This window comes from Kitasatospora sp. MAP12-44 (assembly GCF_029892095.1).
Lineage (GTDB): Bacteria > Actinomycetota > Actinomycetes > Streptomycetales > Streptomycetaceae > Kitasatospora.
Genome location: NZ_JARZAE010000004.1, coordinates 7401250 through 7427239, shown reverse-complemented (window position 1 = coordinate 7427239; position 25990 = coordinate 7401250). Strand labels below are relative to the sequence as shown.

General features: G+C 70.2%; 30 protein-coding genes. 16 read left to right on the top strand and 14 right to left on the bottom strand.

Annotated features, from left to right (window positions below; translation table 11 throughout):
* Positions 1–8 precede the first annotated feature (8 nt).
* The 3 genes from P3T34_RS33880 to P3T34_RS33870 all read left to right on the top strand — a co-directional run bounded on the left by P3T34_RS33880 (position 9) and on the right by P3T34_RS33870 (position 3807).
* Positions 9–2399: an excinuclease ABC subunit UvrA gene (locus P3T34_RS33880; protein ID WP_280669868.1), complete on the top strand. Its 2391-nt coding sequence runs from the start codon at positions 9–11 to the stop codon at positions 2397–2399.
* Positions 2400–2839: 440 nt separating this feature from the next.
* Positions 2840–3199: a nuclear transport factor 2 family protein gene (locus P3T34_RS33875; RefSeq protein WP_280669867.1), complete on the top strand. Its 360-nt coding sequence runs from the start codon at positions 2840–2842 to the stop codon at positions 3197–3199.
* 113 nt (positions 3200–3312) lie between these two features.
* Positions 3313–3807 (top strand): peptidylprolyl isomerase, encoded by a 495-nt coding sequence (locus tag P3T34_RS33870; protein WP_280669866.1) that lies wholly within the window; start codon positions 3313–3315, stop codon positions 3805–3807.
* 134 nt (positions 3808–3941) lie between these two features.
* Here the strand turns inward: P3T34_RS33870 and P3T34_RS33865 are convergent, their stop codons facing one another.
* The 4 genes from P3T34_RS33865 to P3T34_RS33850 form a co-directional block, all read right to left on the bottom strand.
* Positions 3942–4319, bottom strand: a complete 378-nt coding sequence (locus P3T34_RS33865) for a glyoxalase (RefSeq protein WP_280669865.1) — start codon at positions 4317–4319, stop codon at positions 3942–3944.
* Between the two features lie 164 nt (positions 4320–4483).
* Complete coding sequence (locus tag P3T34_RS33860; RefSeq protein ID WP_280669864.1) at positions 4484–4735, bottom strand: hypothetical protein; 252 nt, start codon at positions 4733–4735, stop codon at positions 4484–4486.
* Positions 4732–5019 (bottom strand): hypothetical protein, encoded by a 288-nt coding sequence (locus P3T34_RS33855; protein WP_280669863.1) that lies wholly within the window; start codon positions 5017–5019, stop codon positions 4732–4734. The genes P3T34_RS33860 and P3T34_RS33855 overlap by 4 nt, the downstream gene beginning before the upstream one ends.
* A 16-nt stretch (positions 5020–5035) precedes the next feature.
* Positions 5036–5275, bottom strand: coding sequence for a hypothetical protein (locus tag P3T34_RS33850; RefSeq protein WP_280669330.1), 240 nt, complete (start codon positions 5273–5275; stop codon positions 5036–5038).
* Positions 5276–5383: 108 nt separating this feature from the next.
* On the opposite strand from P3T34_RS33850, the gene P3T34_RS33845 reads away from it, so the two are divergent.
* From P3T34_RS33845 to P3T34_RS33835, 3 genes are all read left to right on the top strand, one after another.
* Positions 5384–6214 (top strand): helix-turn-helix transcriptional regulator, encoded by an 831-nt coding sequence (locus tag P3T34_RS33845; RefSeq protein WP_280669862.1) that lies wholly within the window; start codon positions 5384–5386, stop codon positions 6212–6214.
* On the top strand, positions 6211–6420 hold the full coding sequence (locus tag P3T34_RS33840) for a DUF397 domain-containing protein (RefSeq protein WP_280669861.1): 210 nt from the start codon (positions 6211–6213) through the stop codon (positions 6418–6420). Before P3T34_RS33845 ends, P3T34_RS33840 begins: the two co-directional genes overlap by 4 nt.
* A gap of 151 nt (positions 6421–6571) precedes the next feature.
* On the top strand, positions 6572–6781 hold the full coding sequence (locus P3T34_RS33835) for a DUF397 domain-containing protein (RefSeq protein WP_280669860.1): 210 nt from the start codon (positions 6572–6574) through the stop codon (positions 6779–6781).
* Between the two features lie 89 nt (positions 6782–6870).
* On the opposite strand, the gene P3T34_RS33830 is transcribed toward P3T34_RS33835, so the two are convergent.
* The 5 genes from P3T34_RS33830 to P3T34_RS33810 form a co-directional block, all read right to left on the bottom strand.
* Positions 6871–7431: a GNAT family N-acetyltransferase gene (locus P3T34_RS33830; protein ID WP_280669859.1), complete on the bottom strand. Its 561-nt coding sequence runs from the start codon at positions 7429–7431 to the stop codon at positions 6871–6873.
* Positions 7432–7523: 92 nt separating this feature from the next.
* Positions 7524–7682 carry a hypothetical protein gene (locus P3T34_RS33825; protein WP_280669858.1) on the bottom strand — a complete coding sequence of 53 codons (159 nt, stop codon included), beginning with the start codon at positions 7680–7682 and terminating at the stop codon, positions 7524–7526.
* 115 nt (positions 7683–7797) lie between these two features.
* Entirely contained in the window at positions 7798–8334 is a 537-nt protein-coding gene (locus tag P3T34_RS33820) for a GNAT family N-acetyltransferase (protein WP_280669857.1), read from the bottom strand.
* Positions 8335–8410: 76 nt separating this feature from the next.
* On the bottom strand, positions 8411–10039 hold the full coding sequence (locus tag P3T34_RS33815) for an AMP-binding protein (protein ID WP_280669856.1): 1629 nt from the start codon (positions 10037–10039) through the stop codon (positions 8411–8413).
* A gap of 96 nt (positions 10040–10135) precedes the next feature.
* The gene (locus P3T34_RS33810) at positions 10136–11005 is read right to left on the bottom strand and encodes a DNA-formamidopyrimidine glycosylase family protein (protein ID WP_280669855.1); all 870 of its coding nucleotides are present in this window, start codon (positions 11003–11005) and stop codon (positions 10136–10138) included.
* A gap of 104 nt (positions 11006–11109) precedes the next feature.
* Here P3T34_RS33810 and P3T34_RS33805 point away from each other — a divergent pair, with 104 nt between their 5' ends.
* The 4 genes from P3T34_RS33805 (at position 11110) to P3T34_RS33790 (ending at position 14235) form a co-directional block, all read left to right on the top strand.
* Positions 11110–12021, top strand: coding sequence for a glutaminase (locus tag P3T34_RS33805; RefSeq protein ID WP_280669854.1), 912 nt, complete (start codon positions 11110–11112; stop codon positions 12019–12021).
* A 171-nt stretch (positions 12022–12192) separates the two neighbouring features.
* Complete coding sequence (locus tag P3T34_RS33800) at positions 12193–12645, top strand: SRPBCC family protein (protein ID WP_280669853.1); 453 nt, start codon at positions 12193–12195, stop codon at positions 12643–12645.
* A 133-nt stretch (positions 12646–12778) separates the two neighbouring features.
* Positions 12779–13399: a cyclodeaminase/cyclohydrolase family protein gene (locus tag P3T34_RS33795; RefSeq protein WP_280669852.1), complete on the top strand. Its 621-nt coding sequence runs from the start codon at positions 12779–12781 to the stop codon at positions 13397–13399.
* Positions 13396–14235 carry a bifunctional 5,10-methylenetetrahydrofolate dehydrogenase/5,10-methenyltetrahydrofolate cyclohydrolase gene (locus P3T34_RS33790; RefSeq protein WP_280669851.1) on the top strand — a complete coding sequence of 280 codons (840 nt, stop codon included), beginning with the start codon at positions 13396–13398 and terminating at the stop codon, positions 14233–14235. The genes P3T34_RS33795 and P3T34_RS33790 overlap by 4 nt, the downstream gene beginning before the upstream one ends.
* Before the next feature lie 151 nt (positions 14236–14386).
* Here P3T34_RS33790 and P3T34_RS33785 read toward each other — a convergent pair whose 3' ends face one another.
* A complete protein-coding gene (locus P3T34_RS33785) occupies positions 14387–16033 on the bottom strand; it encodes an APC family permease (protein WP_280669850.1) in 1647 nt (548 codons plus the stop codon).
* A gap of 578 nt (positions 16034–16611) precedes the next feature.
* On the opposite strand from P3T34_RS33785, the gene P3T34_RS33780 reads away from it, so the two are divergent.
* The 3 genes from P3T34_RS33780 (at position 16612) to P3T34_RS33770 (ending at position 19543) form a co-directional block, all read left to right on the top strand.
* Positions 16612–17469, top strand: a complete 858-nt coding sequence (locus P3T34_RS33780) for a hypothetical protein (protein ID WP_280669849.1) — start codon at positions 16612–16614, stop codon at positions 17467–17469.
* Positions 17470–17549: 80 nt separating this feature from the next.
* Positions 17550–18548: a S41 family peptidase gene (locus tag P3T34_RS33775; RefSeq protein ID WP_280669848.1), complete on the top strand. Its 999-nt coding sequence runs from the start codon at positions 17550–17552 to the stop codon at positions 18546–18548.
* 116 nt (positions 18549–18664) lie between these two features.
* Positions 18665–19543: an SGNH/GDSL hydrolase family protein gene (locus P3T34_RS33770; RefSeq protein WP_280669847.1), complete on the top strand. Its 879-nt coding sequence runs from the start codon at positions 18665–18667 to the stop codon at positions 19541–19543.
* A 77-nt stretch (positions 19544–19620) separates the two neighbouring features.
* Here P3T34_RS33770 and P3T34_RS33765 read toward each other — a convergent pair whose 3' ends face one another.
* From P3T34_RS33765 to P3T34_RS33750, 4 genes are all read right to left on the bottom strand, one after another.
* The gene (locus P3T34_RS33765; RefSeq protein WP_280669846.1) at positions 19621–20934 is read right to left on the bottom strand and encodes an alanine racemase; all 1314 of its coding nucleotides are present in this window, start codon (positions 20932–20934) and stop codon (positions 19621–19623) included.
* Between the two features lie 138 nt (positions 20935–21072).
* The gene (locus P3T34_RS33760; protein WP_280669845.1) at positions 21073–21681 is read right to left on the bottom strand and encodes a thioesterase family protein; all 609 of its coding nucleotides are present in this window, start codon (positions 21679–21681) and stop codon (positions 21073–21075) included.
* Positions 21682–22083: 402 nt separating this feature from the next.
* Positions 22084–22623 carry a GNAT family N-acetyltransferase gene (locus P3T34_RS33755; protein WP_280669844.1) on the bottom strand — a complete coding sequence of 180 codons (540 nt, stop codon included), beginning with the start codon at positions 22621–22623 and terminating at the stop codon, positions 22084–22086.
* Positions 22624–22658: 35 nt separating this feature from the next.
* Positions 22659–23072, bottom strand: coding sequence for an ankyrin repeat domain-containing protein (locus P3T34_RS33750; protein WP_280669843.1), 414 nt, complete (start codon positions 23070–23072; stop codon positions 22659–22661).
* A 347-nt stretch (positions 23073–23419) separates the two neighbouring features.
* On the opposite strand from P3T34_RS33750, the gene P3T34_RS33745 reads away from it, so the two are divergent.
* The 3 genes from P3T34_RS33745 (at position 23420) to P3T34_RS33735 (ending at position 25958) form a co-directional block, all read left to right on the top strand.
* Positions 23420–23614: a hypothetical protein gene (locus tag P3T34_RS33745; RefSeq protein ID WP_280669842.1), complete on the top strand. Its 195-nt coding sequence runs from the start codon at positions 23420–23422 to the stop codon at positions 23612–23614.
* A 99-nt stretch (positions 23615–23713) separates the two neighbouring features.
* On the top strand, positions 23714–25291 hold the full coding sequence (locus tag P3T34_RS33740) for an FtsK/SpoIIIE domain-containing protein (protein WP_280669841.1): 1578 nt from the start codon (positions 23714–23716) through the stop codon (positions 25289–25291).
* Positions 25292–25583: 292 nt separating this feature from the next.
* The gene (locus P3T34_RS33735) at positions 25584–25958 is read left to right on the top strand and encodes an RNA polymerase-binding protein RbpA (protein ID WP_035795456.1); all 375 of its coding nucleotides are present in this window, start codon (positions 25584–25586) and stop codon (positions 25956–25958) included.
* Positions 25959–25990: the final 32 nt, after the last annotated feature.

Here is a 25990-nt window from a genome sequence, read left to right as displayed (position 1 = left end):
GAAAGACGATGAGCAAGGCCAAGGGGAGCGACACACCGGCGCCGGCGCCGCATGCCGCCGACAGCCACGACCTGATCCGCGTCCACGGCGCGCGCGTGAACAACCTCAAGGACCTCAGCGTCGAGATCCCCAAGCGCCGGCTGACGGTGTTCACCGGCGTCTCCGGCTCGGGCAAGAGCTCGCTGGTCTTCGACACCATCGCCGCGGAGTCGCAGCGGCTGATCAACGAGACCTACAGCGCCTTCGTGCAGGGCTTCATGCCGACGCTGGCGCGGCCCGAGGTCGACGTACTCGACGGGCTGACCACCGCGATCATCGTCGACCAGCAGCGGATGGGCGCCGACCCCCGCTCCACGGTCGGCACCGCCACCGACGCCAACGCGATGCTGCGCATCCTCTTCAGCAGGCTCGGGAAGCCCCACATCGGCTCGCCCAAGGCGTTCTCCTTCAATGTCCCCTCCATCAGCGGCGCGGGTGCGGTCACCCTCGAACGCGGCGGGAAGACCGTGAAGGAGCGGCGCAGCTTCAGCATCACCGGCGGCATGTGCCCACGCTGCGAGGGCCGGGGCGCGGTCTCCGACATCGACCTCACCCAGCTCTTCGACGACTCCAAGTCGCTCGCCGAGGGCGCACTCACCATCCCCGGCTACACGCCGGGCGGCTGGAACTACCGCCTCTACAGCGAGTCGGGCTTCTACGACCCCGAGAAGCCGCTGCGCAAGTACACCAAGAAGGAGCTGGCCGACTTCCTCCACCACGAGCCGGTCAGGATGAAGATCGCAGGCATCAACATGACCTACGAGGGTCTGATCCCGCGGATCCAGAAGTCCTACCTCGCCAAGGACCGGGAGGGGATGCAGCCCCACATCCGGGCGTTCGTGGACCGGGCGGTCACCTTCACCGTCTGCCCCGAGTGCGACGGCACCAGGCTGAGCGAGGCGGCCCGGTCCTCCCGGATCGGCAAGGTCACCATCGCCGACGCCTGCGCGATGCAGATCGGCGACCTGGCCGACTGGGTCCGCGGCCTCGACGAGCCGTCGGTGGCGCCGCTGCTCGCCACGCTGCAGCAGACGCTCGACTCGTTCGTCGAGATCGGGCTCGGCTACCTCTCGCTGGACCGCTCCTCGGGCACGCTGTCCGGCGGCGAGGCGCAGCGGGTCAAGATGATCCGCCACCTCGGGTCCTCGCTCACCGACACCACCTACGTCTTCGACGAGCCCACCGTCGGCCTGCACCCCCACGACATCCAGCGGATGAACGGTTTGCTGCTGCGGCTGCGGGACAAGGGCAACACGGTGCTCGTCGTGGAGCACAAGCCGGAGACGATCGCGATCGCCGACCACGTCGTCGACCTCGGACCCGGCGCCGGGACGGCGGGCGGCACCGTCTGCTTCGAGGGCAGCGTCGAGCGGCTGCGGACCAGCGGCACCATCACCGGCCGCCACTTCGACGACCGGGCCGAACTCAAGAAGACGGTGCGGACGTCCACCGGCAGGCTGGAGATCCGCGGCGCGACAACGCACAACCTGCGTAACGTCGACGTCGACATCCCGCTCGGGGTGCTGGCCGTGATCACCGGCGTCGCCGGCTCCGGCAAGAGCTCGCTGGTGCACGGGTCGCTGCCCGCCAGTGCCGACACGATCTCGATCGACCAGGGCGCGATCCGCGGCTCGCGGCGCAGCAACCCCGCGACGTACACCGGGCTGCTCGACCCGATCCGCAAGGCGTTCGCCAAGGCCAACGGCGTGAAGCCGGCGCTGTTCAGCGCCAACTCCGAAGGCGCCTGCCCCAATTGCAACGGCGCCGGGGTCATCTACACCGACCTGGCGATGATGGCCGGCGTCGCCACCACCTGCGAGGAGTGCGAGGGGAAGCGGTTCGACGCGTCGGTGCTCGAGTACCGCCTCGGTGGCCGGGACATCAGCGAGGTGCTCGCGATGTCGGTGACCGAGGCCGAGGAGTTCTTCGGCGCCGGCGAGGCCCACACCCCGGCCGCACACCGCATCCTCGACCGGCTCGCCGACGTCGGGCTCGGCTACCTCAGCCTCGGCCAGCCGCTCACCACGCTGTCCGGCGGCGAGCGGCAGCGGCTCAAGCTGGCCACCCACATGTCGGAGAAGGGCGGTGTCTACCTCCTCGACGAGCCGACCACCGGCCTCCACCTCGCCGACGTGGAGCAGCTGCTAGGGCTGCTCGACCGGCTCGTCGACTCCGGCAAGTCGGTCATCGTCATCGAGCACCACCAGGCGGTCATGGCGCACGCCGACTGGATCATCGACCTCGGCCCCGGCGCCGGCCACGACGGCGGACGGATCGTCTTCGAGGGCACGCCCGCCGACCTGGTCGCCGCCCGCTCCACCCTCACCGGCGAGCACCTCGCGGCGTACGTGGGCAGCTGACCAACGCTTCCTACTGCCTCTCCTACTGCCTCGGCGGACCGCCGCTGGGCGGCGGCGGGTTGGCCGGACCGGGGGGCGGCGCGGGCTTGCCGCCCGGCAGACTGGTCGGCCCCTGCGACGGGGGCTTCTGCGGACTCACGAGGTGCGGCCCTCCTGTCGGGTCTGCCGGACCGTCCGGGGCGGCCGGGGCGGCCGGGGCGGCGGGGGGACGACCCCCCTTGCGGGGCCCGCGCGTACCGCGCCGGCCGCCGGGCCAGCTCGGGCCCTGGGCGCCGGGCGGTGGTTTCTCGCTCATGCTCGCCATGATGCCCACGCCGGCGGCCGGCCGCCCCTCCCCCGCCGCTCCCGCGCCACCGCCCGTGCGGCGTCTTGACAAGCGCACCTCGCGTCGCGGAAGACTGGTGGCCGACGTGAACTCCCGCTCCAGGAAGGCATCCCAGATGGCGAACATCGCGGCCCGCACCCCGCAGGAGACCTACGAGAGCCACGGGAAGGCCCTCCTCGCCGAGGACCTGGACGCGCTCGTCCTGAACTTCGCCGAGGACGCGGTCTTCATCACTCCCAGCGGCGTCAAGCACGGCCGGGAGGGCGTTCGGGAGGCCTTCGCCCAGCTGTTCAGCGAGCTTCCGCACGCCCAGTGGGACATCAAGATCGCCACCTTCGCGGCCGATGTCCTCTTCCTGGAATGGTCCGCCACCTCCGACCGCAACCAGGCAGACCAGGGCGTCGACACCTTCGTCTTCCGCGACGGGCTCATCCAGACCCAGACCGTCCGCTACCTGCTGACCCCGAACAGCTGACGCGCCACCGCTGATGACCCCGAGGTTTCGCGGATTTCCGAGATCGATGTGACGCTGCGCCAGTAGGCTGCGCCTGTCCGTGTCCAGCCGGCCGAGCATCAGCAGGAGAACTCATGAGCGCAGTAGTCCTCACCACCAACCACGGCAAGATCAAGATCGAGCTCGACGGTGAGAAGGCGCCCAAGACCGTTTCGAACTACCTGACCTACGTCAACAGCGGGCACTACAACGGCACGATCTTCCACCGCGTGATCCCCGGCTTCATGATCCAGGGCGGCGGGTTCGAGCCGGGCATGAAGCAGAAGCCGACGAACGACCCGGTCGAGAACGAGGCGAAGAACGGACTGAAGAACGAGCCCTACACCGTCGCCATGGCCCGTACCTCCGACCCGCACTCGGCCAGCGCGCAGTTCTTCGTCAACGTCAAGAACAACTCGTTCCTCGACTACCCGGGGCAGGACGGCTGGGGTTACACCGTGTTCGGCCGGGTCGTCGAGGGCACCGACGTCGTCGACGCCATCGAGAAGGTCAGGACAACCCGCAGCGGTCAGTTCGCGGACGTGCCCGAGACCGACGTCATCATCGAGAAGGCGGAGCTGGTGCAGTAACCAAGGAAGGCCGGCGAGTTCGGGACCGGCCGACCGCCGCGCCGAACTGAATCCCCGCCACCGTTACGAACGGTCGCGGGGATTCGCCATGCCCAAGCCCGGCCTGTACCCAACAACGGCCACCCAACGCCCACTCAGGAGTGCAGCTCGAGGAATTCGAGCCGGTTGCCGAACGGGTCGACGGCGTGGAAGCGGTCCTGCCCGGGCACTTCGTTGCTGAAGGTGACGAGATATCCGTGGTCGGCCAGCCGGTCCGCGAGCGCACGCAGCCCGCGGATCTCGAAGCCGGGATGGGCCTTGAGCGCGGGCCGGAAATCCGGCTCCACGCCGAGGTGGACTTGAAAACCGGGCCCCTGAAACCAGCAGCCGCCACGGGCGGCGAGCGGTGGCGGCTTGGGGATCTCGCACAGTCCGAGCAGTTCGCCCCAGAAGGCTCGGCACTGCGGTTCGCCACCGGCCGGGATGGCGAGCTGGACATGATTGATGGCAGCGAAGGAGATGGCAGCGGTCATAGCACGGGCCTCCAGCGGGTTCTGGCCTAACGGCAATTATCTCGACATCAAGATACATTGTGCACCGTCGGGCGCAACCCTCACAGAACCCCTCTGCGCGACCATGGAGAGGCAGGCCAGAGCCTCGGCCGTGATACGACGGCTCAACTGCACGTCTGCCCAGGTCATCCGGCGCAGCCGTGTTCGGCGTCGAGGTTGGCTTCGGCGACGCGGCCGCGCAGGGTTTCGCTGCGGTCGGCGGGGCGGATCTGGTCGGGTGTGCGGGTGATCTCGATGCCGCCGCCGGGTGGGCGGAGGTAGAGCTCGCCGTGGCGGTTGTCCATGACGACCAGGATGCGCAGCGACTTGCGGTCGACGACGTAAGAGCCGGTCGGCGGGATGTCGTCGGGGGTGCTGGTGCTGGTGGTGCTGATCATTCGCTCAATTCCATTCGCACAGCGGGCAGTTCGGCCAGTCCAGTGGGCACGACGGCCGTGCCGGGGAGAACGCGGCCCGAGCAGCGCGCGTGATCCTTGAGAAAATCGGCGATCGCCTGCACGGTGCGCACATTGCACCCGCCAATCTCGATGTGGACGCCACGCGGGTGGAGGGTGACCCTTCCCCCCTCCAGACCGGGCAGCGGCGGCAGACCGTTGAGCTGCAGCGCATCCACCAGCGCGTCAACGGCCCGCTGCGCGGCTTCGCGGAGCTCGCGGACCATCCGGTCCTCTTGGGACTCAACTCTGTTGCTTGTCACGGGCGTCCAGTCCCTCAAGGATCAGTTCGGCGATCTGAATGACCACATCCGACCGGGCCCGACCGAGGTCGACCAGGACGGTACCGGTCAGGGCGGACGCCGGGTCGATGCCGACGGATGGAAGTGGAGACCCTGCGCGAGTCAGGGCAGCGGTCAACTTCGTTACTGCGATGCGTGCTTGCTGGCGTTGGGCATGGATCTGCCTACTCAGGATGGACATGAGTCAGTTCCTCTCTGTAGCGAAACCACTACCGGGGGTGCTCACTGTGACGTACGCTTGAGAACTGTTCAACCTGCCCGAGAGCAATGTGGACTTGGAGTGGATCGCATGAACCGCAAGCAACTTGATCCTCAGTCATCTCCCCAAGCGGCCTTCGGCTCGCAGCTCCGCACGTCAAGGGAAGCGCTCGGGTGGTCGCAGGACGTGCTCGGCGAGCACATGGAGTACTCGGGCACGTACATCTCAGCGGTGGAAACGGCCCGCAAGTCTCCTACGCTGAAGTTCGCAAAGTCGGCGGACGCGGCGCTCGGCACCGGCCAGACGCTGGAGTTGATGTGGCGGGGGATCAAGAACTCGGCACTGCTGGAAGGCTTTCCGGAACACGCGGCGCAGGAGGCGAAGGCAGCAGAGATCCGGATCTTTGAGCCGATCATGATCCCCGGGCTTCTCCAAACCCAGGAGTACGCCACGGCGCTGGGATCGGCCGCGATGCAGCGTGGAAGCGTCAGCCAGGATCAGGTGGACGAGCGATTGCGCTTTCTCCTCACGCGTCAGCGACTGCTGCGCCGCTCGGCGCCACCGCTTATCCACGCTGTCATCGCCGAGAACTGCATCCGGCAGCCGGTGGGTGGTGCTGAGATCATGGGAGCCCAGCTTGACCACCTGGTCGTGATGTCCCGTCGGCCACACGTGATCATTCAGGTAGCTCCGTTCAGCCTGGCCGAGTTCGTTCCGTTCAGGGCGTTCGTGACCCTGCTGACCTTCGCTGACCGATCAGTGTTCGGCTACACCGAGTCGGCCGAGGAGGGCAACGTGGTACGCCATGATGAGACCGTCAGGGCCTGGGAGAGGAACTACCATCAGCTCCAGGTGGAAGCGCTGTCGAAGGCTGCATCTCTGGCACTGATCCGCAAAGCCCGAAAGGAACTTCTCTCATGACCGACCCCAACCTGTCCGGCGCCGCCTGGTTCAAGTCGTCCTACAGCGACAATGGCGGGAGCTGCGTTGAGGCCGCGCCGAACTTCCCCGGCCTCGTCCCGGTCCGTGACTCGAAGGATCCGTCCGGTCCCGCCCTGCTCTTCCCCGCTGAGGTGTTCGCCGCGTTCGTCGCCGGCGTCAAGGCTGGCGATTTCGGGACCGTCTGATCAACTTCCCACCCCACTGGCCCCTGTGACGCTGAGCAAGCCCGCAGGGGCTTCAGTGTCTGTGCTGCTGGGTACGGATGGGCGTTGGAGCGTGGCTCCGGGCTGCATCCCAGAGCCCTTCTCATCCGCGAGGTATGGAAGGAAGTTCGCCATGACCCACGTAGACCTGATCGACGCTGCCTGGTTCAAATCGTCTTACAGCCAGTCCGGCGGGCAGTGCATCGAGGTCGCTCCCGGCTTCACGGGCGTCATGCCGGTCCGTGACTCGAAGGACCCGTCCGGACCCGCCCTCGTCTTCCCCGCCGCCGCGTTCGCCGCATTCGTCGACGGTGTCAAGGCCGGCGATTTCGGGACCGTCTGACTTCGCTGCGCCAAGCTGAATCCCCGCCACCGTGAGGAACGGTGGCGGGGATTCGCCATGTCCGGTACCACGGGTCGCTCGCACCGTGGCTACTGCTCCCACTGCTCCTTGGTGATCTCGTACCGCACGCCTCCATGCTCGGAGCCCTCGACCATCGCCATGTCGGGGGGAGTAGGGAGGGTGTCCGCGAACGTCATTTCGAGCTTCTTCATGATGTTTTGCGAACCATGGTTCACGGTCATCGTCTCAGCCCAGACCATCCGCACACCGAGCTCCGTGAACGCCTTGCCCAGCAAGGCCCGCGAGCCCTCGGTGGCATAACCCCTGCCCCAAGCCGCCTGCCGCAGCCGGTAGCCGAGTTCGACTTCGTCCAGCGGGCCCTGCGGCTCGGGACGCAGGATGAACCAGCCGATGAACGCGCCGCCGTCCTTCTCGTGCGCGGCGAACAGTCCGAGGTCGCCGCCCCACTTCTCGTAGCCGGCAAGGATGTTCGGCAGGTAAAGCTCGCGGACGACCTCCGGCGCAGTCGGGTTGCCGCCGGTCAGGTAGCGCATCACCGCCGGGTCGCTGTCCAGCTCGATCAACAGGTCCGCGTCATCAGCAGTGAAGCGGCGCAGCGCCAGGCGCGCGGTCTCCAGGTAGGTATCCACGGGCCGATGATGCCTGAAGCAAGTCGGACAGCCCAACGGTTTTCTTCGGCAGCCCGGGGGGATCGGGTCGCTTCCCTCCCATGCCCCGTCCGTTACCCCCAAGTCGCCGGTGTGAACAGGAACGCGCGTACGGGCGTCGCCTCCTGATCGCTGTCGGCGTCGCCGTCCCGGGCGGCCTGAGGTGCGTCTTCGCCTGCCTGCCGGTACCACGCGACCAGCTCGGCATAACGGGGATCTGTCCACTCGCTCACGGGTGAGCCTCCTGTCTCCGCCAGCAGAGTACCGACGTGCAAGCCCCCTCCACCGACGTACCGACGGCAGGGGCCACATTGCACGGAGCCGTCCCGTGCGAGGCAACGGAATCGCCTACGACACCGGCGACCACACGCCGAACCACTGCTCGGCGTCCCACGCCTCGAATCGCTCCAGCTCGGTGAACCCGAGCTTCGCCGCGAGGCGCATCGAGGCGACGTTGGCGGTCTGGGTGTAGATCACCACCGGCTCACCGGGAAGCGAGCCGGCAAACCAGTCGAGTGCCGCTGCGCACGCCTCGGTGGCGTACCCGCGTCCCCACGCCTGCGGCAAGAACAGGTAGCCGAGCTCGGTCTTCCCGGCCTCCCGGCGGGTACTCGGAGGCTCGGGGTTGTGCGGGTCGAGCAGGATTGTGCCGATCGTCGCTCCGTCGAGCTCGACCACGAAGAAGCCGGGGCGCCGCCCGGGCACCTCGGGTACCGCGCGTTCGAGCTCGGCACGCGGTCGCGGGCCACCGAGGTAAGTGCCCACCTCTGACGAGGCGTGCAGCTCGATGACCGCCGCGCGGTCCCGAGCCTCGGACGCGCGCAGGACGAGCCGCTCGGTCTTGATCGGGGCAGGTGGCCAGGCGAGGGCTCTGGTGTCGGTCATGCCTGCCAACCTAACAAGCAGGCTCAGAAACGATCAAGACTCGCCAACCTGGCAGGCACTACCGGCACTACCGGCGCTACCCCAGCAGGCGGACCGCCTCCTCGCGCATCTCCACCTTGCGCACCTTGCCGGTCACCGTCATCGGGAACGCGTCCACCAGGTGCACGTAGCGCGGGATCTTGTAGTGCGCCAACTTGCCCGCGCAGTAGGCCCGCAGAGCGTCCGCCGTGAGCTCCGGCGCGCTCGGGCGCAGGCGGATCCAGGCCATCAGCTCCTCGCCGTACTTCTCGTCCGGGACGCCGATCACCTGGGCGTCCAGGATGTCGGGGTGCTGGTAGAGGAACTCCTCGATCTCGCGCGGGTAGATGTTCTCGCCGCCGCGGATCACCATGTCCTTGATCCGGCCGGTGATGGCCAGGAAGCCGTCCGCGTCCATCACCGCCAGGTCGCCGGTGTGCATCCAGCCGTCCGCGTCCACCGCCTCTGCCGTGCGCTCGGGCTCCTCCCAGTAGCCGAGCATCACCGAGTAGCCACGCGTGCACAGTTCGCCGGCGCTGCCGCGCGGCAGAGTAGCGCCGGTGGCCGGGTCGACCACCTTGACCTCCAGGTGCGGGCCGACCCGGCCGACCGTGGAGACCCGGTGCTCGAAGGAGTCGTCGGTGCGGGTCTGGGTGGAGACCGGCGAGGTCTCGGTCATGCCGTAGCAGATCGACACGTCCCGCATGCCCATCCGCTCCATCACCTGCTTCATCACCTCGCTCGGGCAGGGCGAGCCGGCCATGATGCCGGTGCGCAGCGAGGTGAGGTCGTGTTCGGCGAAGGACGGGTCGTTGAGCTCGGCGATGAACATCGTCGGGACGCCGTACAGCGAGGTGCAGCGCTCGGCGGCGACCGCCGCCAGCGTGGCGCGCGGCTCGAAGGAGGGCGCCGGGATCACCATGCAGGCGCCGTGCGAGGTGGCGGCGAGATTGCCCATCACCATGCCGAAGCAGTGGTAGAACGGCACCGGGATGCAGATCCGGTCCTGCTCGGTGTACTCCAGCAACTCGGCGACGAAATAACCGTTGTTGAGGATGTTGCGGTGCGAGAGCGTGGCGCCCTTGGGGAATCCGGTGGTGCCCGAGGTGTACTGGATGTTGATCGGGTCGTCCGCGCTCAACTCGGCTGCCAGCTCCGCCGGTTGAGCGGGGTCACCGGCCCGTCCGGCGGTCAGCAGGTCCGCCCAGGACTGCTCTCCTATCAGCAGGACGTCGTGCAGCGCGGGGCAGGAGGGCCGGGCCTCGGCGAGCATCCCGGCGTAGTCGGAGGTCTTGTGCGCGGGCATCGCGACCACTGCGCGGGCGCCCGACTGGTTCAGCACATACACCAGTTCGTGGGTGCGGTAGCCGGGGTTGATGCTGACCAGGATCGCGCCGACCCGGGCGGTCGCGTACTGCAGCAGCACCCACTCCGCGCAGTTGGGCGACCAGATGCCGACCCGGTCACCGACGCCGACTCCCAGCGCCAGCAGGCCGCGAGCCACCACGTCGACGTCCTCGACGAGCCGGCGGTACGTCCAGCGGCGGCCGGTCGGCAGGTCGACGAGGGCCTCACGCGAGCCGAAGGCGGCGGCGGTGCGGTCGAGGTTGGCGCCGATGGTCTCGGTCAGCAGCGGCGTGCCGGTGGCTCCGCGGGCGTGGCTCAGGCTCAGGTCGGCTTCGGGCACGGTCGGACTCCTCGGGACGCATAAACAAGACGCAGAACAAGACGCAGAACAGCAGGCACCCGGGGGCGATACCCACCCACCCCGCCGCTCAAGCCCCTACTTCAGGAGCCGGGAGAGCCTGCGATCGGCGAGCGGTTTGCCCCCGGTCTGGCAGGTCGGACAGTACTGCAGCGAGGAGTCGGAGAAGGAGACTTCGCGAATGGTGTCCCCGCAGACCGGGCACGGCTGGCCCGCCTTGCCGTGCACTCGCAGGCCGGTCTTCTTCTCGGCCTTCAGCTCGCCCGCCGCCAGCCCGCGCGAGCGTTCCACGGCGTCGCGCAGCGTGCTGCCGATCGCCTCGTAGAGAGCGCCGGCCTCGGCTTCGGTGAGGTTCGCCGCGATCTTGAACGGGGAGAGCCGGGCGACGTGCAGCACCTCGTCCGAGTACGCGTTGCCGATCCCGGCGATGGTGGCCTGGTCGCGCAGCACGCCCTTGATCCGCCGCCGTTCGCCGTGCAGCAGCCCGAGGAAGAGTTCGCGGGTGAACGCCGGGTCGAGCGGGTCCGGGCCGAGCCGGGCGATGCCGGGGACCTCGGCGGGGTCGCGTACGCAGTACACCGCGAGGCCCTTGTGCGTGCCGGCCTCGGTCAGGTCGAAGCCGCTGCTGGGCGGGTCGGCGAGGCAGAGCCGCAGCGCCAGCGGGCCTTTGCCGGGGTGTGGCGGCTCGGGTGGCAGGTTCTCGCGCCAGCGCAGCCACCCCGCCCGGGCCAGGTGGACGACCAGGAACAGGCCGCCGGAGACCTCCACGACGAGGAACTTGCCCCGGCGTCCGACCGACTCGACGGTGTGCCCGGTCAGCTCGGTGACGGGCGGGTCGTAGGTCTTGAGCGCGCTCACCGAGACCGGGTAGACCCGTCCGATCGCGCGCCCGACGAGGCGTTGCGTCAAGAAGGCGCTGAGCGCTTCGACTTCGGGCAGCTCGGGCACCCCTCCAGTCTCGCGCAGCCCCACCGGCCCCGCCAGCCCCGCCCAGCCCCGCCAGCGCGACGCACATGTGCCCCCCTCTTGCGCCCTCCCGGCAGAATAATCGTATGAACTACCTGCACGAGGTCCAGTCAGCCGCCGAAGCCGCCCAGTCCGTCCTGGGCACCGGACGGGTCGCCGACTACATCCCGGCGCTCGCCGCGGCCGACCCCGGCGCGTTCGGCCTGGCGCTGGCCACCGTCGACGGCGAGGTCTACGGCGCCGGTGACTGGGAGCAGCCGTTCTCGGTGCAGAGCATCTCCAAGCTCTTCACCCTCGCACTGGCGCTGGCCACCGGCGGCGAGGGCGTCTGGCACCGGGTCGGCCGCGAGCCGTCCGGCACGCCGTTCAACTCGCTGGTCCAGCTGGAGAGCGAGAACGGCATCCCGCGCAACCCGTTCCTCAACTCCGGCGCGCTGGTGGTCACCGACCGGCTGCTCACGCTGACCGGCGACGCCGGGCGCGCCGTACGGGACTTCCTGCGCACCGAGTCCGGCAATCCGCTACTCGACACCGACCGTGCGGTGGCCGCCTCCGAAGCCGCGCACGGCCACCGCAACGCCGCGCTCGCGCACTTCATCGCCAGCTACGGCAACCTGGAGAACCCCGTCGAGGCGGTGCTCGCCAACTACTACGCGCACTGCGCGCTGAGCGCCAGCTGCCGGGACCTCGCGCTCGCCGGGCTCTTCCTGGCCCGGCACGGCGTGCGCGCGGACGGCAGCCGGCTGCTCTCGCGCAGCGACGCCAAGCGCGTCAACGCCGTGCTGCTGACCTGCGGGACGTACGACGCGGCGGGCGACTTCGCCTACCGGGTCGGGCTGCCGGGCAAGAGCGGTGTCGGCGGCGGCATCCTCACCATCGTGCCCGGTCGCGGCGCACTCTGCGCCTGGGGCCCGGCGCTGGACCGGGCCGGCAACTCGGTCGGCGGCGTGGCGGCGCTGGACGCCTTCACCACCGCCACCGGCTGGTCCGTCTTCTGACGGGCGGCGGACGGCGGCCGGGGCGCGCGGTTGCCCACCGCCCCGCGCAGGGCGCACGCTGGAGTGGTCGGCCGGGGGCGGCACAAACCAGAGCACTGGCCACCGAACCGACCAGCACGGACCAGAGCACCCAGCAGCATGGACCTGAGAACCTGAAAAGGTGAGGCTCCGATGAGCAGACTCGAAGAGCAGATCGATGTCGACGTGCCGATGCAGGTGGCGTGGGAGCAGCTGCACCGGGTGCAGGACTACCCGCGGTTCGTCGACGGCGTGTTGCACGCCCACACGCACGGCGGCGGCAGCAACCGCGCCCACCTCGACGTCGAGGTCGGTGGCGACGAGCGGGCGTTCGAGACCGAGATCACCGACCGCGGCCAGAACCAGATCATGAACTGGAAGACCCTGGACAGCGCCCACCTGAAGGGCGCCGTCGCCCTGCTGCCACTGGACGCCGGCAGCACCCGGGTGCAGGTCCGGGTCGAGTACGAGCCGGACGCCGTCCGCGAGGCCTTCGGCGGGCCGCACGGCTTCGCCCAGGTCAGCGCGATCGAGCGGACCGTACGAAGCGACCTCGAGCAGTTCAAACAACTGGTCGAGGAGGAACGCCCGATGCCCGGCGGGTGATGCTCCACAGGGTCCACGAGGCGTCCACGGGACGATCGGGGCGGGGTCGGTCGGCTACCCTCTCTGACGGAGCGGCAGGCAACGAGGCCCCCACCCCGATGCCCATCACAGGACCCCGTCACAAGGAGCATGCATGCACGACCAGGCGATCGGCGCCTTCCTGGACCAGCTGGCCGACCGGGTCCCCGCCCCGGGCGGCGGTGCCAGCGCGGCCCTGCACGCGGCCCAGGCGGCAGCCCTGCTCGGCATGGTCGCGCGCTACAGCGACGGACCGAAGTACGCCGAGCACGAGCCGCTGATCAGCCGGGTGCGCACCGAGACCGACGCGGCCCGCGCCGAGGCGCTGCAGCTCGCGCAGGACGACGCGACGGCGTTCGGCGCGGTCGCCACCGCCTACGGCCTGCCCAAGGCCACCGACGAGGAGAAGGCGGCCCGTTCGGCCGCCATCGCCGAGGCCCTGATCGGCGCGGCCGAGCCGCCGGCCCGCACCATCGAGCTGGCCGCCAGGCTGGCCGTGCTGGGCGAGGAGCTGCTGCCGGTCAGCAACCGCAACGTGCTCAGTGACGTGGCCGCCGCCGCCGAGGCGGCCCGCGCCGCCGCGCTGACCGCGCAGGTCAACGTCGAGATCAACCTCGGGGGCATCAAGGACGAGGCGGCCCGCGCCTCGCTCGCCGCCCGCGCCGAGGCAGCCGACGCCGTCGCCGCCCGGTCCGCCGCGACCACCGCCGCTGTTCGCAAGGAGATCAACCGATGACCGCCACCGTGCTCTCCGGCAAGGAGCTCGCCACCGCCATCCGCACCGACGCCGCCGAGCGCGTCGCCAAGCTCGCGGCGCAGGACAAGACCGTGCGGCTCGCGGTGGTCAGCGCCACCGACGACGGCGCCAGCGCCTGGTACGTCAGCTCGATCGCCAAGGCCGCGGGCAAGGTCGGCATCGCCTGCGACATCGTGGACCTCGGCCCGGAGGCGACCGGCGCGGCCGTCACCGAGACGCTGCGCCGGCTGAGCGCCGACCCGCAGGTGCACGGCATCATCCTGCAGACCCCGCTGCCCGCCGGCGCGGCGCTGGAGGACCTGGCCTCGGCGATCGCGCCCGAGAAGGACGTGGACGGCGCCAACCCGCTCTCGCTCGGCCGCCTCGCCGCCGGGCTGCCCGCCTTCGCGCCGGCCACCGCAGAGGCCGTGGTCCGGCTGATCGAGCACCACGGCGTCGAGACCAGCGGCCGGCACGCCGTAGTGGTCGGCCGGTCCACCGTGGTCGGCAAGCCGGCGGCGCACCTGCTGCTCGACCGGGACGCCACGGTCACCGTGTGCCACTCGCGCACCCGCGACCTGGCCGCGATCACCAGCACCGCCGACATCCTGGTCGCCGCCGTCGGCCGCGCCGGGCTGCTGAAGGCCGAGCACGTCGGCGAGGGCGCCGTGGTGATCGACGTGGGCACCAACCCGACCCCGGACGGCGGTCTGGTCGGCGACGTGGACCCGGCCGCCGCCGAGCGGGCCGGCGCGCTGACGCCCGTCCCCGGTGGCGTCGGCCCGGTGACCACGGCACTGCTGCTCCAGCACACCGTGCAGGCCGCCGAGGCCTGAGCCCGGATCCGGGTCCGGACCCCGGTAGGACGCAAAGACCGACCCCGTCCAGGTGCGGGGAGCCTGGACGGGGTCGGGGTAGTGGGAGCCGGTGACTCGGTGGTTCACGAGTCACCGGCTCAGTTGTTCAGTTGTTCAGTGACTGGGGAGCTCAGTGGCCGCCCTCGTCGACCACCTCGAAGCCGGCGATGTTGCGCTCGATCTCCTCGACCGGGAGCGCCACCGCGCGGGCCCAGTAGTAGATGGCGAGCGCGAAGACGGTGATCACGGCGATGTCCACCCCGAGCGGGATGTCGCTCAGCGCGCCGACCCCGAAGCCACCCAGCTTGGAGATCACGCCCAGGCCGATCAGGTAGACCGGCAGCCACTGCGCGGCCTTCCAGTTGAGCCGGGGCGCGTTCGGCAGGTTCTTCGCGATCGCGTAGGCGGCGTACGAGCCGAGCAGCACGTAGCCGAGCACGATGGCCAGGCCCAGGCGCCACAGGGTGTCCCAGCCGGCCCAGTAGATGATCAGGGTGGCGACCACGAAGGAGATCGGGGAGATGATGTCGCCGAGCGGCAGCCGGTAGGGGCGCTCGCGGTCGGGCATCCGCTTGCGCAGCACGCCGAGGGCCAGCGGGGCGCCGGCGTACATCAGCACGCTGGCGGAGGTGATGAAGCTGACCAGCTGCTGCCAGCTGGGGAAGGGCAGGAAGCAGACCACGCCGGTGACGAAGGAGATGATCAGGCCGAACCACGGCACGCCGCGGGCGTCGGTGCGCTCGAACAGCTGGGGAGCGTAGCCGTTCTTGCTCAGGCCGTAGGAGATCCGGGAGGTGGAGGTGGTGTAGATCAGGCCGGTGCCGGCCGGGGAGATTATTGCGTCCACGTAGAGCACCCAGGCCAGCCAGCCCAGGCCGACCACGGTGGCCAGGCCGGCGAACGGGCCCTTGATGCCCGCGTACGCCAGGTTGGCCCAGCCGTGCGCGATCGAGGCGCCGGGCAGGGCACCGATGAAGACGACCTGGAGCAGCGTGTAGATCACCGCACCGATGAAGACCGAGCCGATCACCGCACGCGGGATGTCGCGCTTGGGGTTCTTGCTCTCACCGGAGAGCTGGATCGCCTGCTCGAAGCCGAGCAGGGCGAAGATGATGCCGCTGGTGCTGATCGCGCCGAGCACGCCCTTGACACCGAACGGCGCGAAGCCGTGCGAGGTGAAGTTGCCGGGGTGGAAGTTGGTCACCGCGAGCACCGCGATGGTCACCAGCGGGATGAAGATCTTCCACCAGGTGGCGGCGCTGTTGGTGCGGGCCAGCAGGCGGACGCCGAGGAAGTTGACGGCCACGAAGACCGCCATCAGCACCGTGGACACCACGAACCCGGAGGCCGTGAGCGTTCCGTTGGCGTTGAGGAAGCCCTGCGCGAAGGAGTAGTGACCGGCATAGCCGATCATCGCCTCGACCTCGATCGGCGCGACGGTGGCCGCCTGGAGCCAGGAGAACCAACCGAAGGACATCCCGGCGAGGCCGCCGAAGACGTAGTGCGGGTAGCGGGCGGTGCCGCCCGCCACCGGGAACAGACCCCCCAGCTCCGCGTGGACCAGCGCGAGCAGCACGATGGCGACTGCTCCGATGCCCCACGAGATGATCGCTGCCGGTCCGGCGACGACCACCGCGTTCTTCGCCCCGAACAGCCAGCCCGATCCGATGATCGATCCGACCGAGGCCCAGAGCAGGCCGATCAGTCCGATCTCGCGGCGGAGCTTGGGACCCCCTGATACGGACGTCCGAGGCGATATTTTGTCAACAACTGCCATGTCACGAACCCTCTTCAATGAACGGCGGAGTGAGAGTGGCCAAACGCTAACCGCCGATTAGGCATCTGCAAAGGCCTGATGGCCGAATAGTTACGTTCGGGTTGACCCATAGCACGGAACTCCGAATAGTTCACCTGCTGCCCGCAGAGTGACATCACTGCAGGTCAGATCCCTCGAGCGAGGCTCAGGACCCCCCTCCGGGGAATGTCCGTACCAATATTTGAGGATGATTTGAGCTTTCCATTTGAGCCCTGCTTGAGCTTTCGAACCGGGCTGCTCATAGCCTTCATTCGGACTGCATAGCGATGCGGCTCTCATGAATCGTTCAGGAATGTCTTAACGCCGTCTTATCGGCTTTCCCGGCAACATATTTGACGGATCGTCAGATGAATCGGCAGTCCTCTGGCTTGCCCCGCGACCCCATGGCCATGCAGTCGGGCATCGGTCCGAAATCCGCCTCGGCCACCGGATGCGCACCCAGAGTCACCGTTTCGACCCCTCCGCCGGGGCCGCCCTTGATTGCGCGGCCGGGCTGAGGCAGGCTCAGAGCCTGTGTCGACACCTGTAAGGACGGACCCATGACGACCGACCGGAGCGCCGTACCGCCGCTCTTCAGCGGGCTCTGCGACGACGCCGCGATCTTCCCGCCCGGGGACCTGCCGCTGCCGCAGGCCGTCCCCGCCCACCTGGTGCACCGCGCGGCCTGGTACGCGGAGCTGGTGGGCCCCTTCCTGTGCGGCGCGGGCGGGTTGGAGACGCTGGTCGCGCTGGCGCCCGAGGAGCTGCGGATCGGTGTGATCGTCCCCGGCGGCAGCACCGCCCTGGAGCCGGCCCTGCGGACCGCGGCGACCGGACCGGGTCTGCGGGTAGCGGGCGTCGAGGTCGCCGCCGACTCCGGCGTCGAACCGGCCGAGGGGGTGCGCCGGGTACTGGCAGCCTTCGACCGCCTGCTGCCGGACGGCGCCGTGGGCGCCGTCGAGGTGCCGCGCGGACCCGGGGTGGCGGCGGCGCTGGACGCTCTGGCCGGGACGCCGCACCGCGCCAAGTTCCGCACCGGCGGCACGGTGGCCGCGGCCTTCCCCGACGAGGAGGAGCTGGCCGCCTTCCTGCTGGCCTGCGCCGAGCGCGGGCTGCCGTTCAAGTGCACGGCCGGCCTGCACAACGCGCTGCGGCACACCGACCCGGACACCGGCTTCGAGCACCACGGCTTCCTCAACGTCCTGCTGGCGACCCACGCGGCCGCCGAGGGCGGCGGTCCGCGCGAGGTGGCCGAGCTTCTCGCCGAGCGCTCCGGCCCCGCACTGGCCGCACTGGCAGAAAAGCTGACAAGCAATCAGATCGCCACCGTGCGAGGCTCGTTCACCGCGTTCGGCACCTGCAGCGTCCTCGAGCCACTGGAGGACCTGATCGCGCTGGGCCTGATCAGCGCCCCCTGACCTCGGCTCCCCCTGCGGGCATGCTCTACTGCACGGTGATCGACTTCGCCGACAGCCGACTGCCTTCAGGGGGACCACCGATGACCCGACTCCGCACCGCCGAGACCGACGCGATCGTCGGCGAGACCAGGCGACTGGTCACCGAGCTCTACGTCTTCCCCGAGGTCGCCGAGTCGATCACCGCGCTGCTGGACCGCCGGCTCGCCGAGGGCCACTACCACCAGGCCGAGGGCGCCGAGGAGTTGGGCCGACTGGTCACCGAGGACCTGCAGTCGGTCAACGGCGACCGGCATCTGCGCCTGAAGTTCCACCCCCGGCCGATCCCGGACGGCAAGGACGGCGCGGTGCTGGCCGAACTGGAGCGCGCCGGCGACCTCTCGTTGGGCGGCGTGCCGCGGATCGAGCGGCTGGCCGGCGGCGTCGCACTGCTCGAACTCGCCCCGATCATCCTCCCGTTGGCGATGTCCGCCGAGCCGCTGACCGCCGCGCTCACCCTGGTGGCCCGCGCCGAGGCACTGATCATCGACCTGCGCGCGTGCGTCGGCGGCCACCCGCACACCGTGTCGCTGATCTGCAGCTACCTGCTCGACCGGCCCACCCACCTGAACACGCTCTACGACCGCGAGGACGACGACTACACGCAGTTCTGGAGCCTGCCGCACGTGCCAGGCGCGCGCTTCGGCGGCGAGAAGCCGCTGTACCTGCTGACCAGCCGCAGCACCTTCTCCGGCGGCGAGGAACTGACGTACGACCTCCAGCAGTTGGGCCGCGCCGTGGTGGTCGGCGAGCGGACCGGCGGTGGCGCGAACCCGCGCCAGGGCTTCACCGTCCACCCGCATCTGGAGGCCACCATCCCGAGCGCCCGCTCGATCAACCCGGTCTCCGGCACCAACTGGGAGGGCACCGGCATCACCCCCGACGTCGAGACCGCCCCGGCCGACGCGCTCGCTGTCGCCTACCGGGCGGCGCTGGCCGAGGTGGCGCGCCGCGGCGCTGACACCCCCTCCGTCGAGGAGGCCCGGCAGGCGCTGCTCGCCCCCGAGGCCGCTGCGGCGGTGCAGCCGCCCGCTCCGCTGTAGCCCGGCAGATTTCCTGGTCAGACCTCTTACCAGGCGATCTACCAGGCAGTAACCTCACCGGGTCCGACTCGCGCCGCCGCCACCCGGGCGGCGCACGGGTCACAACGGGAGGGTCCATGCGTTCACTTCAGTCCCGCCGCAGACACCGGGCGGCCTGCGCCGTCCTGCTGGGCGGCGCCCTGCTCGGTGTCTCGGCCGCCCCCGCCTCGGCCGCGGCACCCGCGCGCGCCACGCACTACTACCTCGCGCTCGGCGACTCGCTCGCCGCCGGCTACCAGACCCTGCCGGGCGGCGGCAGCGAGGTCGGCCACGGGTACGCCCAGGACCTCGCCCGCACCCTGGGCGACCGCGCCGAGCACTCCGGCCACCCGTTCTCCTTCACCGACCTGGGCTGCCCGGGCGAGACCACCGGATCGATGATCAACGGTGGCTGCCCCTACCCGCACCCGTACGCCGGTGCGCAACTCGACGCGGCGGTCGCCTACCTGAAGGCCCACCGCCACGACGACGTCCAGGTCACCCTGGACATCGGCGCCAACAACGTGGACGGCTGCGCCACCGGCGGCAACCTGGACGTCGCGTGCGCGGCCAAGGGCATCGTGACGGCTGGTCAGGACCTCGGGACGATCCTGGGACGGCTCAAGGCCGCGGCCGGCCCGCACACCACGATCACCGGGATGAACCTCTACGACCCGTTCCTCGCGGCCTGGGTCACCGGGGCCAAGGGCAAGCTGCTGGCCGGCCTCTCGGTGCCGCTGGCGGACACCCTCAACACCACGCTCAACGTGGTCGACGCGGTGCACGGCGTGCCGACGGCCGACGTCGCCAAGGCGTTCAGCACCAACTCCTTCCTGCCGCTGGTCCCGCTGGCCGGCCAGCAGGTACCGCTGAACGTGGACCGGATCCTGACCTGGACCAACATGTCACGCGGCGACATCCACGCCAACGACACCGGCTACCAGGTGATCGCCGACACCTTCCTGCGCAGGATGTAGCTCAGCTGCGGCTGTTCACCGACGCGCAGGCGCGGCGGTGAACAGCCCGGTCAGCAGCCCGGTCATCAGCTCCGGCGTCAGAAGAACGTCCGGACCAGGCCGACCACCCGGGGGTCGGCACTGTCCGCGTCGTCCAGCACCGGGATCAGGGTCCACTTGTCGAAGGCCGTGCACGGGTGCGAGAGGCCGAGCCGGACGACGGCGCCGACCGGTGCCGAGTCGCCCGCATCGCGCAGGAAGGCATGCTGGTCGTTGACCGCCGTCACCTTGCCGGTCAGCAACCCGTCCTGACCACGCACCAGTTGCGGCTCCGGCAGGCCCTCGTCGTAGGGGAAGTCGCGCTTGCCGCCGTCCAGCAGCGAGAGCTGCTCCTCGGGGCGCGAGACCACCCGGGCCCAGCCGTGCATCGCCGAGCGCAGCGGCCGGCCCTGCGCGCCGCGCACCAGCGGGGAGATGCCCCGGTAGAAGCCGTCGTCGTGCACCAGGTAGGCGCCGGAGCGGAGCACCACGCTGGTGCCGGGGTGGGCGTCGGCGATCGGGACCAGCACCCGGGCGACCTGGTCGAAGTACGCACTGCCACCCGCCGTCAGCACCACCTCCGCCGCCTCGCCGAAGAGCCCCTCGGCGCTCAGCAGTCCGTGCAGCTCGGCGAGTTGGTCGAGGTAGCGCTCCACCACCGCGAGGCCGGCCGGGGTCGCGTCATGGGCCAGCGCGCCCTCGTAGCCGCCGAGGCCGGACAGCCGCAGGGTGGGCGCCGCGTAGGCCGCGCGGGCGACCTCCAGGGCGGTGGCCAGGTCGCGGGCGCCGGTCCGGCCGCCGGGGCCGCCGAGTTCGACCAGCACCTCCACCGGGCGCTCGGCCCCGGCCGCGCGCAGCGCCTGGTCCATCAGCTCCACGCCGCGCACCGAATCCACCCAGCAGCTCACCGAGAACTCCGGGTCGGCGTCCAACTCCCCGGCCAGCCAGGCCAGTCCGGCCGCGTCCAGCAGCGAGTTGGCGAGCAGCACCCGGCGCACCCCGAAGGCCCGGGCGACCCGCAGCTGCGGCAGGTTGGCCAGCGTCACGGCCCACGCGCCGGCCGCCAACTGGGCCTGCCACAGCGCGGGCGCCATGGTGGTCTTGCCGTGCGGCGCCAGTCGTACCCCGGCCTCGGCGGCCCAGTCGGCCATGGTCCGCAGATTGTGCTCCATGGCGCCCGCGTCCAGGGTCAGCAGCGGGGTCCCGAAGTCGTCCAGAGTGGGGCCGGTGGCCAGGTACTCGGCAACGGTCATCCCCCAGGCGGCCGCCGGGAGGGCCTTGAAGCGCCAGTCGAGGACTTCGTCCGCCAGGGCGGCCACCCGATCGGGGTCGATCGCCGTACCGAAACGGTCGCTTGGGTCGGGCTGGGTCACCACTGCACCTCCGAGCCGGGATGTTGCGCCATCCGCAGATGTTCTTTGCGTATGGTGCCACTTTCGGCCGGCTCGCCGGGACCGGTCCGGGCCCGCCCCCGGCCGGCCCCGGCGCCGCCCTCCATTTGCCGGTCGGTCTCACCCCCGTCGGCTGTGCGGCACGGTCCGCGTGGCGGCCCGGGTGGGACGCGGCAGCTTGACCGCCTTGACTGCCGGCTTGCCCGCGAGCTTGGGCACCGGCTTCGGTGTCGGCTTGACCGCGTGCGTGCTGTCCGTCAGATAGTCCGACAGGAAACGTCGCTCCGACTGGCTCAGCTTCCGCGACCGCCCCGACGTCCGGTCCCGGGCCACCACGACCGTACGGGCCGTCATGAAGGTGGACCGCTCCCGGCAGACGTCCACCCGGACCTGCGCGGAACTGCGTCCGAGCCGCTCCACCATCAACCGCACCAGCAGCGGCTCCGGCCGGTGGTGGAGTTGCTGGAGATAATCGATCTCATGGCGGGCGATCAGGAATCCGGCCGGAAAGAGCGAATCCCGCACGGCCCGCGCGTGGTGGTAAAAGAGGTCGTGGATTCCCTCCTGGATGTAGCCGACCAGTCGGGCATTGTTGATGTGCCCGTTCTCGTCGACATCGCTCCACCGGGTGGGGCAGCTCAGCACATGCGCGGCCCCGTCGGTCTGCGGTCCGCTCGACGGCTCGGCGGTCGGCTGGTGGTCCAGGAGCTCCAACTGCGCCGCGCTCACCGCTGCGCTCCAGCGGTGACCCGACGGCGGCAGGGACCGACGGCGGCGAGCGCGTTCACCGCGAGCCGGCGACCGGCGGTAGCGGCCGCACTGCTTTCCGGTTGGCAATTTTCGTGCACGGTGTCTCCCGGGAAATAGCGGATGGGTATGACAATTGGCCCGGACGATTCCGGAGGCCACTCCAAGACGCAGCGGAGACGACGCTAGCCCAGCCCAACCGCCCCATTCGCGGTTTATGCACCTCCGGGGGGAATGAACCCACGTCCGGAGTAGCAATAATTCACCGTAACCAATCAAGTAACCAGCCAATCGGCGGCATCGCCCACGAAAAGCGCGAACTGAATGTGAAGAAATCTTGCGAAGATTTTCGAGTGCCGCTCGACCCGATCGGACCCGACCCGATCAGACCCGGGCAGACTCCCGGCCCGGCTCCTTGTCCGACTCCGCGTCCAGGGCCTTGTCCAGCGCCTTGCCCAGCGCCTTGCCCAGGCAGATGCTCAGCGGCGATTCCCGGTAGACACCGAACTTGGTGATCGGGCGGTAGCCCTCGGAGGTGTAGAGCGCGACGGCCTCCGGCTGCTCGGTACCGGTCTCCAGAATGACCCGGTCGCGGCCCGCCTCGGCGGCGGAGGCCTCCAGGTGGCGCAGCACGGCCCGGGCCAGCCCCTTGCCGCGGGCCTGCGGGACGACGAACATCCGCTTCAGCTCGGCGTCACCGTCCTGCAGGCCCGCGCCGCCGCTCTCCTTGGCGCGCCAGCCGCCGCAGGCGACCGGCTCGCCGTCCAGATAGGCCACTACGAAGACTCCCTGCGGCGGCACGAAGTGCTCGGGGTGCATCACCGTGGTGTCCACATCGCCGTACCGGCGTATGTACTCCTGCTGGACCTCGGCGGTCAGCAGCTCGGCATCGGGGTGGTCATAGCCCGTCGTACGCATCTCCATGATGAACAAGCATAGGACCCGATGATCACTCGATCTCAGCGCGCGGCGAACCGTGCCACCAGCTCGTCCTTGCCGAACATCTGCGCCGTGTCGACCGCGGACGGCTGGCCGGCCCGCGGGTCGGCGCCACCCTCGAGGAGTGCGGTCAGCACGTCGTCGGCGCCCTTGAAGACGGCCCCGGCCAGCGGGGTCTGGCCGCGGTCGTTGGCCCGGTCCGGGTCCGCGCCGCGCTCCAGCAGCAGCCGTACGGCGTCCGCGTGGCCGTGGTAGGCGGCCAGCATCAGCAGGGTGTCGCCGCGGTCGTTGGACAGGTTGGCCGGGGTGCCGGCCTCCAGGAAGGCGGCCAGCGCCGCGCTGTCGCCGGAGCGGGCGGCACCGAAGATCCGGCCGGCCAGCTCGATCAGCTCGGCGTCGTCGTCGGAGGTCTGCGGTTCGAGGGAGTCGGCCATCACGGGCCCTTCGCTACGGGGGTGGACGGGAGGGAGGTACTGCCTCGCACGGTAACCGGCCGCCGTGGATCACCACCAGCAGGTGTCCGCGATCCGGCCACCGCGCACGACACACCGGGCATTCGGTCACGCACCCATCCGGGGGAATTGCACTGAGTTCACAGGAACCACATCGGGCCGACAGCCCGCACCCCGCCCCCGGCCTGCGGCTTCGCGCAAAGTCCACCCATTTGCGCCGTTCCATCATCTATTACTTTTTGTCACGATTAGAGAACTTTCCGTGACACTGTCCCCGCCATCCCACGGCAGTGGCCCTTCCTGTCCCCCCGCATCGAGGAGCAGACCCCGTGATCCTGTCCATCTCCGGCATCGTCCTGTTCGGCACCATCGCCTTCCTCTTCTTCCGCCGGGACGGACTCAAGGTGTCGCACGCCTTGGTCTGCTCCCTCTTCGGCTTCTACCTCGCAGGCACCGCCATCGCACCGAGCATCACGGCGGGCGGCGCGAGCCTGGCCAACCTGCTCGGCGGCATCAAGTTCTGACGCTCCGGCCCCCACGGCCGCAGAGCCCCACCGGCCCGGGCGCGGATCCCACCGCCCCGGGCCTCCTTCGTCGTCTCACCCGCCCGGGGAGTCAGGACCATGTCCCTCAACCGCCACCTCACCCGAGGACGCGACCTCGCCCGCACCGCCGGCGACCACGCCAACGACATGTTCGCGCCGCTCGCCCTGATCGGCCGCGGTCTGCGCCGCCACGCCGACTGGGCCAGGACCCGCTGGCAGGCCACCCCCAAGGACCGCCGCGGCCCCACCGTGCTGCTGACCGCCGCCGCCCTGGTCGGCGTCTTCCTGCTCCCGCACGGCCCGCTGCTGGCCGTCGCCGCCCTGGTCGCCAGCGCCGCCTGGGTCGGCCGCCAGCCCAAGGCCGCCGCGGCCCCCGAGCCCGACGTCGCCGACCTCAAGCTGACCGCGCTCTACGCCGCGCTCACGCCCTACCTCGCCTCGCCGGACGACGCCTGCCCGATCTACAGTCCCGACGGCAGCTACAAGCAGGTCTTCGCCGGCTGGGAGTTCGACGGCGACGGCCGGCTGAACACCCTGGAGCTCGGCTACCCCGCCTACTTCACCGACACCGAGCCCGCCGCCCGGGCCCGGATCGAGCAGGTCGTCCAGGGCAAGGCCGGCCGGACCCGCGAGTACCGCTTCGACTGGGACGAGGAGTGCAACCGGCTGCGGGTCAACGCACTCGCCCCGCTGCCCGTCGACCTGCCCGCGCAGACCTGGGTGACCGCGCCCGGCGAGATCGTGCTCGGCTTCACCGACACGATGGCGACCCAGCGGATGATCCCGGTCGCCCAGGACGGCGGCCCCGGCCACCAGCCGCCGGTCATCTGGCGCACCGGCGCCCGCTCCTCGGAGCCGCACCTGCTGGTCCTCGGCGCGGCCGGCGCGGGCACCTCCACGCTGCTGCGCACCATCGCCCTGCAGGCGCTGGTCCACGGCGACCTGCTGGTGATCGACGGCGCCGGCACCGGTGAGCACGCCTGCCTGGTCAACCGACCCGGCGTGCACACCGTGGAGACCAGCCTGCACGGCGCACTGGCCGCGCTGGAGTGGGCCGCCCAGGAGACCGAGCGCCGGCTCGCCGCGCTGAACAGCGCCCGGCACAGCGGCAACCCCGCCCCCGCCGACGTCACCCGGCCGCTCTGGCTGCTGCTGGACCACCCCACCGAGCTCAGCGAGCTCGCCCAGGCCGAGGGCCGCGCCGACCCGCAGGACCTGCTGGAGATCCCGCTGCGGCACGGCCGCGCGGCCCGGGTCACCGTCGTGGTGGTCGACGCGATCGAGGCAGCCGACCGGATCTCGCCCGCCGTCCGCGCCACCACCCGCGCCCGGGTGGTGCTCGGCAGCACCAACCAGGACGACCTGCGCACCGCCCTCGGCGTCCCGCTGGACATCGCGCCCGCCGCGCAGACCCCGCCCGGCCGCGGCTACGCCAGGATCGGCACCGCCGCCCCGGTGCGCCTGCAGGTCCCGGCCACCGTCGACCCGCTGGACGACGAGGCCCCGGCCCGGCTGCGGGACGCCGTGATCGCCCTGCTGCCGCACCGCGACACCCGGACCGAGCCCTCCGCCCCGCCGATGCCGCCGGCGCCGCCCGAGACGGACCGGGAGCAGGCCGGGCCGCGGGTGGAACTCGGCAAGGAACGGCTGCACTGACCTGAACAGCCGACCGGAATGGCCAATTCAGGTATCGCACCAGTACCCTCCGGAAGGCCATTACGCTCCGGAAACAAGAGTCAATCGGTCACAGGGTGCGAAATACGAGGCACTCAGGGTGATATCCGGCCCCAGATGTGACAAATCGGACGGAGATGGGTACAAACAGGGGCGGCACGACAGACGACGCATGTCCCGGTTCGGGAATCTTCGTCGGCGGCCGGGCGTTGACCGAACGACGAAGACAGCGACCAACTAGTCCTGTGGGCCATAAGCCCTGGAGGCACGATTCATGAGCGAGCGAGCTCTCCGCGGCACGCGACTTGGGGCCACTAGCTACGAGACCGACCGTGGCATTGACTTGGCCCCCCGCCAGACCGTCGAGTACGCATGTCAGAACGGACACCGGTTCGAGGTGCCCTTCTCCGTCGAGGCGGAGATCCCCTCGGCGTGGGAGTGCCGCTTCTGCGGCACCGAAGCCGTCCTGCTGGACGGTGACGAGCCGGAGGAGAAGAAGACCAAGCCAACCCGGACCCATTGGGACATGCTGATGGAGCGCCGGACCCGTGAGGAGCTGGAGGAGGTGCTGGCCGAGCGGCTGGCCGTGCTCCGCTCCGGCGGGATGAACCTCGCGGTTCACCCGCGGGACACCCGCAAGAGCGCCTGAGAAACAAGCAGCACCCGCAGCACAGCCGAGGG

What these genes read in the sequence shown, in the direction of transcription:
- P3T34_RS33785 (WP_280669850.1), bottom strand. Translation starts at nt 16,033, where the DNA reads ATGGCAGTTGTTGACAAAATATCGCCTCGGACGTCCGTATCAGGGGGT.
- P3T34_RS33835 (WP_280669860.1), top strand. Translation starts at nt 6,572, where the DNA reads ATGACCCACGTAGACCTGATCGACGCTGCCTGGTTCAAATCGTCTTAC.
- P3T34_RS33805 (WP_280669854.1), top strand. Translation starts at nt 11,110, where the DNA reads ATGAACTACCTGCACGAGGTCCAGTCAGCCGCCGAAGCCGCCCAGTCC.
- P3T34_RS33790 (WP_280669851.1), top strand. Translation starts at nt 13,396, where the DNA reads ATGACCGCCACCGTGCTCTCCGGCAAGGAGCTCGCCACCGCCATCCGC.
- P3T34_RS33820 (WP_280669857.1), bottom strand. Translation starts at nt 8,334, where the DNA reads ATGACCGACACCAGAGCCCTCGCCTGGCCACCTGCCCCGATCAAGACC.
- P3T34_RS33875 (WP_280669867.1), top strand. Translation starts at nt 2,840, where the DNA reads ATGGCGAACATCGCGGCCCGCACCCCGCAGGAGACCTACGAGAGCCAC.
- P3T34_RS33855 (WP_280669863.1), bottom strand. Translation starts at nt 5,019, where the DNA reads ATGGTCCGCGAGCTCCGCGAAGCCGCGCAGCGGGCCGTTGACGCGCTG.
- P3T34_RS33740 (WP_280669841.1), top strand. Translation starts at nt 23,714, where the DNA reads ATGTCCCTCAACCGCCACCTCACCCGAGGACGCGACCTCGCCCGCACC.
- P3T34_RS33860 (WP_280669864.1), bottom strand. Translation starts at nt 4,735, where the DNA reads ATGATCAGCACCACCAGCACCAGCACCCCCGACGACATCCCGCCGACC.
- P3T34_RS33750 (WP_280669843.1), bottom strand. Translation starts at nt 23,072, where the DNA reads ATGGCCGACTCCCTCGAACCGCAGACCTCCGACGACGACGCCGAGCTG.
- P3T34_RS33845 (WP_280669862.1), top strand. Translation starts at nt 5,384, where the DNA reads ATGAACCGCAAGCAACTTGATCCTCAGTCATCTCCCCAAGCGGCCTTC.
- P3T34_RS33800 (WP_280669853.1), top strand. Translation starts at nt 12,193, where the DNA reads ATGAGCAGACTCGAAGAGCAGATCGATGTCGACGTGCCGATGCAGGTG.
- P3T34_RS33840 (WP_280669861.1), top strand. Translation starts at nt 6,211, where the DNA reads ATGACCGACCCCAACCTGTCCGGCGCCGCCTGGTTCAAGTCGTCCTAC.
- P3T34_RS33780 (WP_280669849.1), top strand. Translation starts at nt 16,612, where the DNA reads ATGACGACCGACCGGAGCGCCGTACCGCCGCTCTTCAGCGGGCTCTGC.
- P3T34_RS33755 (WP_280669844.1), bottom strand. Translation starts at nt 22,623, where the DNA reads ATGGAGATGCGTACGACGGGCTATGACCACCCCGATGCCGAGCTGCTG.
- P3T34_RS33735 (WP_035795456.1), top strand. Translation starts at nt 25,584, where the DNA reads ATGAGCGAGCGAGCTCTCCGCGGCACGCGACTTGGGGCCACTAGCTAC.
- P3T34_RS33795 (WP_280669852.1), top strand. Translation starts at nt 12,779, where the DNA reads ATGCACGACCAGGCGATCGGCGCCTTCCTGGACCAGCTGGCCGACCGG.
- P3T34_RS33775 (WP_280669848.1), top strand. Translation starts at nt 17,550, where the DNA reads ATGACCCGACTCCGCACCGCCGAGACCGACGCGATCGTCGGCGAGACC.
- P3T34_RS33770 (WP_280669847.1), top strand. Translation starts at nt 18,665, where the DNA reads ATGCGTTCACTTCAGTCCCGCCGCAGACACCGGGCGGCCTGCGCCGTC.
- P3T34_RS33850 (WP_280669330.1), bottom strand. Translation starts at nt 5,275, where the DNA reads ATGTCCATCCTGAGTAGGCAGATCCATGCCCAACGCCAGCAAGCACGC.
- P3T34_RS33870 (WP_280669866.1), top strand. Translation starts at nt 3,313, where the DNA reads ATGAGCGCAGTAGTCCTCACCACCAACCACGGCAAGATCAAGATCGAG.
- P3T34_RS33865 (WP_280669865.1), bottom strand. Translation starts at nt 4,319, where the DNA reads ATGACCGCTGCCATCTCCTTCGCTGCCATCAATCATGTCCAGCTCGCC.
- P3T34_RS33880 (WP_280669868.1), top strand. Translation starts at nt 9, where the DNA reads ATGAGCAAGGCCAAGGGGAGCGACACACCGGCGCCGGCGCCGCATGCC.